Raw genomic sequence first — 14201 nt, 5'->3', positions numbered from 1 at the left:
TCTATCGGCGATAATCCGAAAACCAAGTTGGAACGTATCTGGAAACCAGATGGATGACCGTCTCGCTCGATCAGCTTCAGGCCTTCGTGGCCGCGGCCGAGGCCGGATCGTTCTCGGGCGCCGCCCGCGTATTGCGGAAGGCGCAATCGGCCGTCAGCACCCAGGTGGCGAATCTCGAGACCGACCTGGGACTGGCGCTGTTCAGCCGGACGGGCCGGAACCCGGTGCTCACGCCGGCGGGCGAGCGGCTGCTCTCGGAGGCGCGCGTCGTGCTGGATCGGCGCGAACACCTGATCGGCGTGGCGAGCAGCCTGGAACGGCGGGTCGAGAACCGGCTCGTCGTCGCCATCGATGAACTCTATCCCGAGCACGCGCTCGGCGCCCTCTTCGCCGACTTCGCCCGGCACTTTCCCTTCGTGGAGCTGGAACTGCTCTTTCCGCTGATGGAGGATGTCAGCCGGATGGTGCAGTCGGGCGCGGCCGACCTCGGCGTGATGTGGCGTCAGGAGGTCCTGCCGACGGAGCTCGGCTTCCAGACCATCGGCTGGGTGCCGCTCAAGCTCGTCTGCGGACGCGACCACCCGCTCGCGAAGGCGCGGGTGGAGTGGGAGGAGTTGAAGCGTCACCGCCAGATCCTCGTGGCGGCGCGCAGCGACGGGCCGGAGAAGCGGCGCCTGCGGGTGGCGGCCGAGGTGTGGTGGGTGGAAAGCCACTGGGTGATCCTGGAGCTGGTGAAGCACGGGATCGGCTGGGCCTTCGTGACCGATCACGTCATCGCTTCGTCGCTGACCGCGCCCGACCTCGTCACGCCGGACCTGCAGTTCGACAAGGGCGACTGGCCGATCGCCCTGGAACTGGTCTGGCACAAGCAGCGGCCCTGCGGCCCGGCGGCGGCATGGCTGCGCCAGCGCTTCGCGGCGGAGCGGATCGGCAGCCTGTCAGGCGGCGGTGCAGGCTGAGTGGCAGACCTCGCTGGCGGCCGCAGCGGGCGCCGGGCGGCGCGCCGCGATGCGGACGCGGTTCCGGCCGCCGGTCTTGGCGTCGTAGAGCGCCCCGTCGGCGCGTTCCAGGCTCTCGTTCAGGGTCTCTCCGGCCCCGAGCATCGCGACGCCGATGCTCACCGTGATCGGAACCGCCGATTCCCTCCAGAGGACGGGCACCGTGCCGACCGCGCGGCGAAGGCGTTCGGCGAGATAGGCCGTCGCGTTGTCGTCGTGCCCGGGCAGCACGATCCCGAACTCCTCGCCTCCCAGCCGGGCGAGGTGACCGCCCTCGGGCAGGAGCGCGGCCGCCCGCGCGGCGAAGTCGCGCAGCACCGCGTCGCCCGCGGCGTGCCCGAACCGGTCGTTGATCGCTTTGAAGTGGTCGAGATCGGCGACGATGATGCCGGCCTCCGTCAGACCGCCGGCCCTCGCCGCGAGCCCCTGCCGGTTCAGCGCTCCCGTCATCGCGTCCGTCCGCGCCATCCGCTCCATCGCCGCGTGGGCCCGCTCCGCCTCCAGGGCGAGGATCGCCGTGGTCAGGAGGATGGAGGTGATGTGATCGACGATGAAGATGGCGATGATGGACAGGCGGATCGAGGTCTCCGGCACCGGCAGCAGGGGCAGGCAGATCACCAGCGCGATCGCGAGAAGCGCCCAGGCGATCAGGTGGCGGAGCGGGGACCGCCGCGGGGGGCTTCGGAAGATGTAGAGGGCGGCCGCGCCCTCATGGAGGGCGTAGGCGATCGTGCTGCCGGCATTGACGCCGGCGGGACCGACACCCGCGAGGGTGAGCCCGAGATGCGTCGCCGTCGGGAGCAGGAACAGGCCGATCATCGGCCCGGTCACCGCCGGGCGCCCGTCGAAGAGCCGCAATCCGATCCAGAAGGTCGCCCCGGCAAGCGACCATCCGAACGGCGACCAGATGCTGCCGTAATAGCCGAAATCCACGAACCACACGGCCATGGCCGCACAGACGGCGTAGCTCGCTCCGAAGCAGAGGAAGTAGGTCTTCTGCCGGCGGAGCAGCCAGTTGCAGAGAAAGATCGCGGCGCAGGCGCCGAACACCAGGAAATCGGTGAATTGCAGGGTGGGAACCGACAAGTCCGTCACCGCCCGATCCTCCCTGCTGCACGGCGCCACCCTGGCTGCGATCGCGTGAAAGGTTCCCTTCCCGGACCGCCCCGAGCGATTTCTCGGTTAAGGAAATCCTGAAGCCGGGGCCGCGAGGGCGCAGGTGGCCCCCGCGCTGGCGATGCGCGGCAGGACGAGGCGGGCCGCCGGGCCGGCGCCGGCGAGCGCCGCCGCCTCCGCCACCGATCCGACGCCGCGGCTCGCCTCGATCCGCTCCGACCGGGTCACGACCCGCGCATCCACCGCCGTCAGGTCGGCTGCATCGAGCGCCGTCGGCGTGAGGCCGAAGGCGGCGGCGGCCTCGCGGATCGCCGGTTCCGCCGCCCGATCCGCGGCGGTGGCGATGGCGGCGAGCCGCTCGGGCGCGATTCCGGCCTCACCGAGGGCACGGTGCAGCAGCGCGATGATTTCCGCAGGAGGCGTCGCCCGGCGGAAGCCGATGCCGGCGACGATTCGGGACGGGGTCACGGCTTCGTCCAGACCCATTGCGTGATCGGCATGGCCGGGCGCCAGCCGGTGAGGCCGCCGACCGGCACGGCCTGGGCGACCGAGAGCCGGCGCAGGGCGCCGCCGGTCTCGGCGAAGGCCGCGAGCAGAGCCGCCTCGCCCTCCAGGGTGACGGCGTTGGCGACGCAGCGGCCGTCGCGCGGCAGCGCGTCCCGGCAGGCCGCGAGCAGACCGGGCTCGGCAATGCCTCCGCCGACGAAGACCGCCCCGGGGGAGGGGAGGGGGGACAGCGCAGCGGACGAGGCGCCGACCACGACCTGCACCCGCGCGCCGACGCCGAGCGCCCGCGCGTTGCGGCCGATGCGCTCGGCCCGGTCCGGGCGGCGCTCCACCGCGACCGCGCGGTTGGCGGGATGGCGCAGGCACCACTCGATCGAGACCGAGCCCGCGCCGGCGCCGAGATCCCACAGGGTCTCGCCGGCCCGCGGTCCGAGGGCTGCGAGCGTCACCGCGCGGATCTCGGCCTTGGTGAGCTGCCCGTCATTCTCGAACCACCCATCGTCGAGGCCCGGGCTCAGCGGGACGATCCGTGCGCCGGCTGCCGCCTCCACTTCCACCGCGATCGTGTTGAGGCTGGCGATCTCGGCGAGGTCGAAGCCGTCCGCCCGCGCCGCGCGGACGCGTTCGTGCGGTCCGCCCATCGCCTCGAGCACGGTGAGCCGCGAGGGGCCAAGGCCGCGCTCGGCGAGCAGGGCGGCGAGCGCGGCGGGCGTCGCACCGTCCCAAGACAGGGCGAAGAGGCGGGCGCCGGGTTGGAGCTGGGGCACGATGCCGAAGAGGTCGCGCCCGTGCAGGGTGAGACACGCGGTCTCGGGCAGCGACCAGCCGAGCCGGGCGGCGGCGAGGCTGAAGGCGGAGGGCTGCGGGAAGGCGCGGATCTCGGGTGCCGGCACCAGGCGGGCGATCTCGGCGCCGATGCCGTAGTGGAACGGGTCGCCGGTGGCGAGGATGCAGGTGGGCCGACCCCGCAGGGCCAAGATGCCGGGGTAGGCCGCGTCGATCGGGCTCGGCCAGGGCCGGGTCTCGGCTGCGAGCGGTCCCGCCAGCGCGAGGTGGCGGCGCCCGCCATAGACCACCTCCGCCCCGTCCAGGGCGGCGGCCGCGGCGGGCGAGAGGCCGGCTCGCCCGTCCTCGCCGATGCCGACGATGGCGAGCCAGGGAAGATGTCCCGGCTCGGGGGAAAGCGGCGCGGTCATGATCCGCGCCGCCAGGGAGTCGTGTTCATGGCGGATGTCTTTCGTGCGAGGCGGTCGGCCCCGCGGAAGCCATCCGTTACGCGCGCCGGCCCGGTTCTGCCAGGGCCGGCGCCTGACGGGACCGCCTCAGACCGCCGGGCGGGCGGCCAGCGGCGCGGCCACCTCCGGCACCGCCGGTCCGGGCACACCGAGATAGGCGCGGCGGGCGGGCTTGAGCACGAACCACGCCAGCGCCGCCACGACGAGGTCGAGGACGATGGCGATGCCGAAGACCGGCACCCAGCTCCCGACCGCGTCGTGGATCAGTGCAGCGACGGGGCCGCCGAGCAGCGAGCCCACGCCCTGGGCCATGTAGAGGAAGCCGTAGTTGGTGGTGGCGTGCTTCGTCCCGAAGGTGTCGGTCAGGGTCGAGGGAAACAGCGAGAAGATCTCGCCCCAGGCGAAGAAGACGACACCCGAGAGCAGCGCGAAGGCGTAGGCGTTCTCGCGGAACATCAGCAGCAGGCCGATGGCGACGGCCTCGAGGGCGAAGGCGACCGCCATGGTGTTCTCGCGGCCGACATGGTCGGAGACCCAGCCGAAGAAGGGCCGCGTCAGGCCGTTGGTGATCCGGTCGAAGGTCAGCGCGAAGGGCAGCGCGGCGAAGCCGAACACCATCGCGTCGGCTACGCCGAACTCCTTGGCGAAGGCTGCGAACTGCGCCACCACCATCAGGCCGCCGGTCGACATCATCGCCATCATGGCGAACATCAGCCAGAACAGCGGGCTCCGCAGCATCTCGGCCGGGGCCACGTCGCGGGCGGCGCTCGCCACCTTGTCGGCGGGGATGGCGGGGGTCTCGCCGGCCTTCGGGGTGCGCAGGCCGAGCGCTGCGGCGACGCCGATGACGGCCATGATCGCGCCGAACACGAACAGCGTGTGGCGATAGCCCGAGGCCGCGATCATGTCGGTGATGGGGAAGGTGGTGGCGATGGCGCCCATGCCGTAGCCTGCGGCCACGACGCCGGCCGCGAAGCCGCGCCGCTCGGGGAACCAGCGCACCATCAGCCCGACGACGCCGACATAGACAATGCCAGTGCCGAGGCCGCAGAGCAGGCCGTAGGTCGCGTAGAGGCCCCACAGCGTGTCGGTGTAGGAGGCGGCGACCCAGCCCAGGCCCGAGAGGGCGGCGCCCAGCGCGATCATGGCCTTGGCGCTGAAGCGCTCGATCAGCCAGCCTTGCACCGGCGAGAAGAAGGTCTGGAGCACGATCAGCATCGTGAAGGCGACCTGCACGGCGGCGAGACTCGCGCCGGTGGTCGCCTGGAACGGCTTCACGAACAGCGTCCAGACATATTGCGGGCTGGAGATCGTCATCATGACGAGGAGACCCAGGCCGAGCTGGATCCACCGCGTCCGACTAGAAATTGTATTCATCATTCACTCCCATGCGGCGCGGGGGATCCGCAAGGGACGTGCCAGAATTGAACCTCAGGTTCGCGCGGAGATAAGCCAGCAGGCGGCGCCGAGGCTGACCGGACCGCTCCCGAAGCGGTCGGCGAACAAATCGGTGATGCTTTTCAAGGCATCCTCCTGCAAAGCCGGATCGCACTCACGGAGCAGGCGCGCGATGGGGCCGCGGGTCGCCGCGAAGCTGGCCGCTGCCTCAGGCGTGTCACCGAGGCGCATTGCTCGATTTACGGGCTCGCACTCGATGGCGCGAAAAGCGGCTGCCTCCAAAATGGGCAGAGCCGTGTCGGGCGCGGCGAACCGGAAGGGACCCGGTGCGCCGGGCTGCGGCGGCTCGACTTCGGGCAGCAGCGGCAGGACCACCGCACGCGGGACCATGACCCAGTCGTTCTCCGCCATGCTCCGCCAGCAGAGGAAGGTCAGCCGCCCGTCCGGTTCGAGGGCGTGGCGGATGTTGGCGAAGGCGGCGGCGGAATCCTCGAAGAACATCACACCGAAGCGGGAGAGGGCGTGGTCGAAGCGCGTGCCGAAGGCGTGATCCTGGGCGTCGGCCCGGAGCCATTCGATCGGGGCGGCGCCCGGCGCCTCTCGGGCCGCGCGTTCCCGGCCGACGGCGAGCAGCGGCTCGGACAGGTCGGCGGCTGTGATGTGGCCGTCGCTCCCGACCTGTCGCGCGGCGATCAGGGCGGTGTCGCCGGCGCCGCAGCCGATATCGAGCACGCGGGCGCCGGGCGCGAGCGCGGCGCGGGCGAACAGAGCCTCGGTGAAGGGCGCGAAGGCGGTGTCGAGCGCCCGGTGGTGGGTGGCCCAGCGCTGTCCGACCTCGCCGTTCCAGTAGTCGCTCTGGTCCTTGTTCAGGGTGCTCATCGTCGATCGTCTCACTTCGACTCCGCGGCCAGCGCCTCGAAAGCGGTCGCCACCGCGACGGCTCCGGGATCGGGGTGGCCCTTCAGATCGCCGCTGGCAAGATAGCTCGAGCGGCCGGTGCCGGCCCGCTCCATCCCGGCGGTCGCCTCGGCGCCCGCGCGGGCCGCCCGCGCCGCCGCGCCGAGACCGGAGGCCGCCAGCGCCTCGACCGCGGGAATCGCCGCGTCGAGCATCGTGCGGTCGCCGGGGCCGGCGCCGCCGATCTCGCGCACCCGATCCAGCCCGGCGGCGCAGGCCTTCGGCCAGTCGGCGCCCGCTGCGAGGGCCGAGCCGGCGGCGGCGAAGAAGATCGAGAGCAGCACGCCGCTCGATCCGCCCGTGGCACGCCCGAGGCGCTCGCCGAGCGCGCGGCAGAGCGCGGCGGGCTCGGCCTGGGGCAGGCGGTCGAGATCGGCCAGCACGGCGCGGGCGCCCTCGGCGAAGGTCGAGCCGGTGTCGCCGTCGCCCACCCGCGCGTCGAGGGCGTTGAGCGCGTCCTCCGCCGCGATCAGGGCCCGGCACACCGCCTCGATCCGCGCGGCGACGACCGCATCCCGCGAGGGCGCCGGCGCCGGCCCGCCGGACAGCCCCTCCGGCAGCGGCCGGACGACCGCCTCGCGCAGGATCCGCGCCCGCGGCCAGGTGGCGACCGGCGTCTCGGCGAGGAGCGCCGCCTCGATGGCCTCGTCCAGCGCGAGAAAGGTGAGGGAGGCGCCGTGCATGTCGAGGGCGGTCATGACCGGGGAGGGGCCGAGCAGCAGCCGCACCCGCCGTCCGAGGTCGGTCGCGAGCACCGCCTTCGTCAGCACCTCCATCTCGAGGGCCGTAGTCGAGCCGAGATTGTTGACGAGGAGCGCGAGCCGGTCGGCCCCCGCGATGGGAGCGGGAAAGCGCGCGGTCATAAGCGCGGCAAGCGCATCAGCGCGGGGCAGGTCGATGCGCTCGATGCCGGGCTCGCCGTGGATGCCGAGGCCGAGTTCCGCCTGACCTTCCGCCAGCCGCGGCTCCGGCTTCGCGCCGGGGATCGTCGCAGTGGAGACGGCGATGCCGAGGGTGCGGACCGCGCCGGCCGTGCGCCGGGCGAGGGCCGCGACCTCCTCCAGGGCGGCGCCGGCGGCGGCGGCGTGGCCCGCGGCCTTGTGGACGAGGAGCGTGCCGGCAAGCCCCCGCGGCCGGGGCGCGTCGGGCAGGGCGATGTCGTCGGCGACCAGCACGGTCTCGACCCGGCGGCCGAGAGCCCGGGCGCGCTCGGCGGCGAGGCCGAAATTCAGCCGGTCGCCGGCATAGTTCTTCACGATGAGGACGCAGCCGGCCTCGCCCGTCACCGCCAGGATGCCGGCGAGCACCGCATCGACGGAGGGCGAGGCGAACACGTCGCCGCACACCGCCGCCGCGAGCAGGCCCGGCCCGACGAAGCCGGCATGGGCCGGCTCGTGCCCCGAGCCGCCGCCGGAGACCACGGCGACCTTGCCGGGCTCCGGCTCGGCCCGCAGCACGACGCGGATCTCGGGATAGCCGTCGAGCCGTGCCAGGGCCCCGCCGCTGCCTGCAACGAGGCCGTCGATGGCGTCGGTGACGAGACCGGCGCGGTCGTTGATGAAGTGGGCCAAGGATCGCTCCTCCTGTCGCGCCCGCTTGTGGGGCGGGTTTCGGCGGGAGGGTATGCGCGTGCCGCGGGTGGTGTAACCCTCGGCTCGGTCAGAGCCCTGCCGCGCCGCCGTCGGAGCGCGGATCGTGCGTCGCTTCGATCCGCCCGTCCTTGACGTGGCGCACCAGCATGCCGGCATGGCCGAGCGAGTCGATATAGGCGCCGCCCAGCTCCTCGATGTCGTGGCCCATCCGCCTGAGCGCCGCGATGCAGCCCGGATCGAACCGGTCCTCGACCTTCACGCTGAGCGATTCCGCGCCCCAGGTGCGGCCGTAGAGCAGGCGCGGCGCGTCCACCGCATCGGCCACCGACATCCCGTAATCGGCGTAGCGGGTGAAGATCTGGGCCTGAAACTGCGGCTGCCCGTCGCCGCCCATGGAGCCGTAAGACATCACCCGCCCATCGTCGAAGGCGGCGAGCGCCGGGATCAGGGTGTGGAACGGGCGCCGGCCCGGCTCCAGCGGGTTCACGGCGCCGGCATCGAGCGAGAAGGACATGCCGCGGTTCTGCCAGCAGATGCCGGTGCCGGGCAGCACCGTGCCGGAGCCGTATTCCCAGTAGACCGACTGGATGAAGGAGACGGCCATGCCGTCATTGTCGATCGCGCCCATCCAGACGGTGTCGCCCTCGCCCGAGCGCACCGGAATGCTCGCGGCGCGGCCCCTATCGATCAGTGCCGCCTCGCGGTCGAGGCGCTTCGGATCGAGGAAGGCGGCCGGGTCGCCCTTGAGGCGGTCGAAATCCGTGACGAAGCGGTCGCGGATGGCGAAGGCGCGCTTCGTCGCCTCGATCAGCCCGTGATAGTGGGCGGTGGTCTCCGGCTCACGGATGTTCAGCCGGTCGAAGATCCCGAGAATGATCAGCGCCGCGATGCCCTGGGTGGGCGGCGGGAAGTTGTAGAGCGTGGCATCGCGCCGCCGCAGGGTCAGGGGCGCCCGCTCCTTGGCCGAATAGGCTTCGAGATCCGCGCGGGTCACCGGCGCGCCGAGACGCTCCAGGTCGCCGGCGATCTCGCGGCCGATATCGCCTCGGTAGAAGTCGTCGAGCCCGGCATGGACGAGCTGGGCTAGGGTGTCGGCGAGCTTGGGCTGTGCCCGGAGCGCGCCGGCCGCGTAGGGCTTACCGTCCGCCAGATAGGTCTTCGAAAAATTCGGCGCGTCGTGGAGCGTGTCGAGCTCCTTCGGCACGTAGCGCGCCTCCGAAGCCGAGACCGGGCAGCCCTCGCGGGCGTGACGGATCGCGTCGGCGAGGATCGCGTCGAGGGGCAGCCGGCCGCCGAAGGCGCGGGCCATGTCGAGGGCGAGGCGCCAGCCGCCGATGGTGCCGGCCACCGTCACCGCCGCGTCGGGGCCGCGGGAGGGGATCGCGTCGAATCCCTTCTCCCGGTAGCGGTCGCGGGTGGCGAGCCGGCCGGCCGGTCCGCAGGCCTCGATGCCGCGCACGCGGCCGTTCTTCTCGCGGATCAGCCAGAAGCCGTCGCCGCCGATGCCGTTCATGTGCGGGTAGACCACCGCGATGGCGGCAGCCATGGCGACCATCGCCTCGATCGCGTTGCCGCCCTGCGCCAGCACATTCTGTCCGGCCGCGGCCGCCAGTGCGTGGGGGGCGGCGACGGCCGCATGGGCGAAGACGGGCGTGTCGGGCATGCTGAGACTCTGACGAAACCTGAGGTCGGAAAAGGCAGAAGCGAGAGGCAGGATCAGGACCATGCGCGGGCGCGCAGGGCAACCGTCACGCTCCATGTTCCGGTGCAGGCCCGGCATTCGCCGGCCGCGCGTCGGCCGCGAGATGCGCTCTCGCCGCCGGTCTCGCCGGTGAGCGGGCTCAGGACTGCGGGAAGGGCGGCTCTCGCGACATCTGAAAAGGTTCCGCCGCGACGCCTGCCTTTCCGCAAATGTTGCAGAAAAGGAACTGCGCCGGGACGGGCTGGGTGACATGATCGCCCTCGCGAATCGGCAGGTATCTCCGCACATGAAGCACAACGACCGGGCGATCCTTCAGGATCGTGTGAGAACACTTGTCTTGCGCCATGCTTTGGAAGCAGCACTTCAGCGGCTGGCTCATCTTTCCGGTGCGAATGCCGAGGAAGAGCTGTTGAAGCTCGAGCACTCCATTGTGTCCGCGACCCGCCGGGTCGGCGAAGTTCCGGGCAACGTGCAGCTCGCCGCCCTGGTCGCCGTCGAGGACGCGGTGGCGGCCATCCGGACCGCCTTCGACACCGTGCATCAGCGCATCGAGACGGCCCCGGGCGCCAGTGCCGCCTCGCAGACGGCGCTGGCCGCCTGAAACGCGACGATTTCGTCGCCGGGACACACAGGCGGCGATTGAATTGCCGTCCTGCCATGGGCATATCGCCCCCGCTTTTTGATGAGTGTCGCTCGCGATGCCGCGGCCGCGCCGTTGCGGTCCCGTCGCCCGGCACTCCAACTGCGGAGGCATGCTCTTGAGCGAGACGGTGGAGCGGCACGAATTCGGTGCCGAGGTCGGGCGCCTTTTGGACCTCGTCGTCCACGCGCTCTATTCCGACCGCGAGATTTTTTTGCGCGAGTTGGTGGCCAACGCCGCCGACGCGACCGACCGGCGCCGCTTCGAGGCGCTGACCAACGAGGCCCTGGCGCTCCCCTCCGACGCCCGGGTGCTGATCGCCCCCGACAAGGCGGCGCGCACGCTCACCATCTCCGATTCCGGCATCGGCATGAGCAAGGAGGATCTGGCGCAGAACCTCGGCACCATCGCCCGCTCGGGCACCCGCGCCTTCTCGCAGGCACTCGGCGAGGCCAAGGGCGGTGAAGGCGATGATCTGCGCCCGAGCCTGATCGGCCAGTTCGGCGTCGGCTTCTACTCCGCCTTCATGGTGGCCGACCGCGTGACCGTCACCTCGCGCCGGGCGGGCTCGGACGAGGCCTGGACCTGGGCCTCCGACGGCAAGGGCAGCTACACCCTGGAGCCCACCGCCCGCGAGCAGGCCGGCACCGACATCGTGCTGCACCTGAAGGAGGACGCCGACGAGTATCTGGAGAGCTACCGGCTCGACCACGTCGTGCGCAAATGGGCCGACAACATCGCCGTGCCGATCGCCATCCGTGACGCGGAGGGCAAGGAGGAGGCCGCCAACCGCGGCACCGCGCTCTGGCGCAAGCCCAAATCCGAGATCACGGACGAGCAGTACAAGGAGTTCTACCGCACCGTCAGCCACGGCTTCGACGAGCCCTGGGCGACCCTGCACTGGCGGGCGGAGGGCGCGCTCGAATTCACCGGCCTCCTGTTCGTGCCGAGCATGAAGCCGTTCATGCCGGTGGAGGACGACCGCCGCTCCAAGGTGCGGCTGCACGTGCGGCGCATGTTCATCACCGATGAGGCGGAGCTGCTGCCGAACTGGCTGCGCTTCGTCCACGGCGTGGTCGATACCGACGACCTGCCGCTCAACGTCTCCCGCGAGATGCTGCAATCGACGCCGACGCTCCAGAAGATCCGTCGCGCCGTGACCACCCGCGTCATCAACGAGCTGTCGAGCCGCTCGAAGAACACCGAGAAGGCCGAGGAATACCAGAAGTTCTTCGAGAACTTCGGCTCGGTGCTGAAGGAGGGCATCTACGAGGATTTCGAGCGCCGCGCCGAGATCGCGCCGCTGCTGCGCTTCCGCTCCTCGACGGAAGGCGGCTGGACCTCGCTGCCGGATTACGTGTCGCGGATGAAGCCGGAGCAGGAGGCGATCTACTACCTCGTCGCCGACGACGTGGAGGCGCTCAAGAACTCCGCCCAGCTCGAAGGATTCCGCGCCCGCGGGGTCGAGGTGCTGCTGCTCTCCGACCACGTCGATGCGTTCTGGCCGGAGCAGCTGGGCAAGTTCGAGGACAAGCCCCTGCGCTCGGTCACGCAGGGCTCGGCCGATCTCGCCAAGCTCAAGCCAGAAGGTGAGGCGGCCGAGGACGCGCCCGCGCTCGACAAGCTCGTGGCCGCCCTCAAGCTCGCGCTGGAGCCCGACGTCTCCGACGTGCGCACGACCGACCGTCTCGTGGACAGCGCCGTGGTGCTCGCCGCCTCCGGCATGGGCCCCGACCTGCAGATGCAGCGCCTGCTGCGCCGGGCCGGCCGCGGCTTCGGCGGGTCCGCGCCGATCCTGGAGATCAACCCGCGCCACGCCCTGATCCGGTCGCTCAACGACCGGGTCGAGGCCGGCGAGGATGTGAAGGCGGAGGCCGGCACGCTGCTTGACCTCGCCCGCGTTCAGGACGGCGACACGCCGCGCGATCCGGTGGCCTTCGCCCGTGCCGTCGCGGCAGCGCTGGCGGGCACTGTTGCGAAGCCGGCCGAGTCGGCTTGAGAGAAGGGCGGGATGCGGACGATCAGATCCGCGTCCCGTCATCCCGGGGCGGCGCACCGCAGCGGAAGCGGGCGACCCGCCAGCGGTCCCCATGGGCGTTCTGCCACGCTGCCATCTGCGGCTGGGCCACCGACAGGCATTGCTGCGGGGTGACGATATCCTCGTTGAAGCGGTGAACCCGCATAACGCAATGGGTGGGGTTCGCGACCATGCAGGTCAGGAAATAGAGGCCGTAGAGCATGCGTGGAGGCTCCGTGGTGGCGTGAGTTTCTCCTCCCAAGGGCCGCTTCTTGATCTGCCGGTTTCCGTCATCGCAACGAGTGTGCCGGAAGTTCCGCAACTGCATGCACAGATTGCGGGTGGGGCTTGTGTGCAACGCCCGCACGCTCGCGGATCAGGCCGCGTGATTCCACCGAGACCCGGCCGCGACCTCCTCACGATCGGATCAAGGGGCCGCCCGTTCCGTCGGCGTTGACAGCCCCGCGCGATCCGCGCGAACACCGCAGCCATGGCCGCCGACCTCTCGCCTGATCCGCAGACCGCCCGCCTCGACCGTCGGGTGACCTGGGGCGTGATCGCCCTCGTAGCCGCGACCGTTCTGATCGGCGCCCTCGGACCGCGCCCGCCCCACCACGCCGCGCCGGCGCCTGTTCCAGCCTCGGACCCGGCACAGAATCCGAGCTGTGCCGAGTGGGGCGACGGCTGCAAGATCTGCCGCCGCATCGGCGAGGAGACCGCCTGCTCGCTGCCGGGGATCGCCTGCACGCCCGGCCCCATGACATGCCTGCGCGACGCCGGAGAGCCGTGACCGCGGCGCCGCCGTGAACGATGGCCGGCTTGTCTGAAAGGACGGGCCGAGCGCGGGAGCCGGTGCTTCGCTTCGCGCCGAGCCCGAACGGCCGCCTGCATCTCGGCCACGCCTATTCCGCGCTCCTGAACGCCCGCATCGCCGAGCGGTGGGGCGGGCGCCTGCTCCTTCGCATCGAGGATATCGATCTCGGCCGCACCCGGCCCGAATTCGTGGCCGGCATCCTGGCCGACCTTGACTGGCTCGGCCTGCGCTTCCCGTCACCTGTCCGCCGCCAATCCGAGCACTTCTCGGACTACGCGGCGGCGCGCGACGCGATGGCGACCGGTGGGCTGATCTATCCCTGCTTCTGCTCGCGGGGGCAGATCGCGGCGGAGGTCGCGGCCCGCGCCGCGCGCGGCGAGGCGGTTCCGCGCGATCCCGACGGCGCGCCGCTCTACCCCGGCACCTGCCGACACCTGTCCGCCGCCGACGCGACGGCCCGTCGTGAGCGGGGCGCGCCGCACACGTGGCGCCTCGACATGGCGGCGGCGCTCCGGAGGCTTGCCGAACCGCTCGTCATCCGCCGCTTCTCACCCGATGACGGCGTGCTGGAGACCGTCTCCGCCAATCCCGGCCGCTGGGGCGACGCGGTGATCGTCCGGCGCGACGTGCCGACGAGCTACCATCTCTCGGTGGTCTGCGACGACGCCGTCCAGGGGATCACCCATGTGGTGCGCGGGCAGGATCTGGAGGCGGCCACCGACCTGCACGCCCTGCTCCAGCGCCTCCTGCGCCTTCCCGCGCCGGCCTATCACCACCACGCGTTGATCCGGGCAGAGGATGGCGAGAAGCTCGCCAAGTCGAAGGGCTCCAAGGCGCTGGCCGACCTGCGCGCCTGTGGCATCACCGCCGACGATGTGCGTGCGAGGCTCGGATTCTGAACCTTCGGTTGATCCTGCGTCTCACCGGGGCTTGTGCGCCGCCGCCCCTTCGGGAATCCGTGAGAGGCGGCGAGCGACCGTGAGGGGGCCGGGCACGATGTGACCGCTTGGCGCGATCCTGACTTCGTCGGCCTGGGCGCTCGCCGCACCCAATCTTGGGCGCCGTCTCACCGCATCGCGTCGCGCTGCGCCATCGCCGTGGCGGTCTTCGACTTCTGCATCGTCGCCTCGGTCTGATCGCGCTGCCGCTTGAACTCTGCGAGCAGGCGCCCGTCGAGCTCGCGCCCGCGGGGTACGCGGATCTTCATCGGATCGACGAAGTGCCC

At 71.5% G+C, this 14201-nt stretch carries 14 protein-coding genes (1 of these 14 cut by a window edge); 5 read left to right on the top strand and 9 right to left on the bottom strand.

The window, feature by feature from the left end:
* The first annotated feature begins 53 nt into the window (after window positions 1-53).
* On the top strand, window positions 54-959 hold the full coding sequence (locus MPPM_RS05280) for a LysR family transcriptional regulator (protein ID WP_096484150.1): 906 nt from the start codon (window positions 54-56) through the stop codon (window positions 957-959).
* Here MPPM_RS05280 and MPPM_RS05275 read toward each other — a convergent pair.
* The 7 genes from MPPM_RS05275 to MPPM_RS05245 form a co-directional block, all read right to left on the bottom strand.
* Entirely contained in the window at window positions 939-2093 is a 1155-nt protein-coding gene (locus MPPM_RS05275) for a GGDEF domain-containing protein (protein WP_096484149.1), read from the bottom strand. The two genes, MPPM_RS05280 and MPPM_RS05275, sit on opposite strands and share 21 nt — an antisense overlap.
* An 87-nt stretch (window positions 2094-2180) precedes the next feature.
* The gene (locus MPPM_RS05270) at window positions 2181-2600 is read right to left on the bottom strand and encodes a cobalamin biosynthesis protein (RefSeq protein ID WP_096484148.1); all 420 of its coding nucleotides are present in this window, start codon (window positions 2598-2600) and stop codon (window positions 2181-2183) included.
* Complete coding sequence (cbiE, locus tag MPPM_RS05265) at window positions 2579-3817, bottom strand: precorrin-6y C5,15-methyltransferase (decarboxylating) subunit CbiE (RefSeq protein WP_096484147.1); 1239 nt, start codon at window positions 3815-3817, stop codon at window positions 2579-2581. The genes MPPM_RS05270 and cbiE overlap by 22 nt, the downstream gene beginning before the upstream one ends.
* A 126-nt stretch (window positions 3818-3943) precedes the next feature.
* A complete protein-coding gene (oxlT, locus tag MPPM_RS05260) occupies window positions 3944-5233 on the bottom strand; it encodes an oxalate/formate MFS antiporter (RefSeq protein WP_096487734.1) in 1290 nt (429 codons plus the stop codon).
* A 54-nt stretch (window positions 5234-5287) separates the two neighbouring features.
* Window positions 5288-6133, bottom strand: coding sequence for a class I SAM-dependent methyltransferase (locus tag MPPM_RS05255; protein WP_096484146.1), 846 nt, complete (start codon window positions 6131-6133; stop codon window positions 5288-5290).
* Between the two features lie 11 nt (window positions 6134-6144).
* Window positions 6145-7782: a dihydroxyacetone kinase subunit DhaK gene (locus MPPM_RS05250; protein ID WP_096484145.1), complete on the bottom strand. Its 1638-nt coding sequence runs from the start codon at window positions 7780-7782 to the stop codon at window positions 6145-6147.
* 88 nt (window positions 7783-7870) lie between these two features.
* Complete coding sequence (locus MPPM_RS05245; RefSeq protein ID WP_096487733.1) at window positions 7871-9466, bottom strand: gamma-glutamyltransferase family protein; 1596 nt, start codon at window positions 9464-9466, stop codon at window positions 7871-7873.
* A 325-nt stretch (window positions 9467-9791) separates the two neighbouring features.
* On the opposite strand from MPPM_RS05245, the gene MPPM_RS05240 reads away from it, so the two are divergent.
* Together MPPM_RS05240 and htpG are read left to right on the top strand one after the other, a co-directional pair.
* Window positions 9792-10106: a hypothetical protein gene (locus tag MPPM_RS05240; protein ID WP_096487732.1), complete on the top strand. Its 315-nt coding sequence runs from the start codon at window positions 9792-9794 to the stop codon at window positions 10104-10106.
* A 157-nt stretch (window positions 10107-10263) separates the two neighbouring features.
* On the top strand, window positions 10264-12144 hold the full coding sequence (gene htpG, locus MPPM_RS05235; RefSeq protein WP_096487731.1) for a molecular chaperone HtpG: 1881 nt from the start codon (window positions 10264-10266) through the stop codon (window positions 12142-12144).
* 22 nt (window positions 12145-12166) lie between these two features.
* Here htpG and MPPM_RS05230 read toward each other — a convergent pair whose 3' ends face one another.
* On the bottom strand, window positions 12167-12385 hold the full coding sequence (locus tag MPPM_RS05230; RefSeq protein ID WP_017486666.1) for a hypothetical protein: 219 nt from the start codon (window positions 12383-12385) through the stop codon (window positions 12167-12169).
* A gap of 267 nt (window positions 12386-12652) precedes the next feature.
* On the opposite strand from MPPM_RS05230, the gene MPPM_RS05225 reads away from it, so the two are divergent.
* The gene (locus MPPM_RS05225; protein ID WP_096484144.1) at window positions 12653-12952 is read left to right on the top strand and encodes a hypothetical protein; all 300 of its coding nucleotides are present in this window, start codon (window positions 12653-12655) and stop codon (window positions 12950-12952) included.
* Window positions 12953-12972: 20 nt separating this feature from the next.
* Window positions 12973-13875, top strand: a complete 903-nt coding sequence (gluQRS, locus tag MPPM_RS05220) for a tRNA glutamyl-Q(34) synthetase GluQRS (protein ID WP_096484143.1) — start codon at window positions 12973-12975, stop codon at window positions 13873-13875.
* 167 nt (window positions 13876-14042) lie between these two features.
* On the opposite strand, the gene MPPM_RS05215 is transcribed toward gluQRS, so the two are convergent.
* Window positions 14043-14201, bottom strand: partial view of a M23 family metallopeptidase gene (locus MPPM_RS05215; RefSeq protein WP_096484142.1) — the final stretch only. Its footprint extends 1929 nt past the window's final position; 159 of the gene's 2088 nt are visible here — the last part of the coding sequence; its start codon lies off the right edge, out of view; it ends in the stop codon at window positions 14043-14045.

The sequence above is a fragment of the Methylorubrum populi genome, from assembly GCF_002355515.1.
In the GTDB taxonomy this organism is placed as follows: Bacteria; Pseudomonadota; Alphaproteobacteria; order Rhizobiales; family Beijerinckiaceae; genus Methylobacterium; species Methylobacterium populi_A.
Note: the sequence above shows the minus strand (reverse complement) of the source record. Positions and strands in the feature narration are given on the sequence as shown.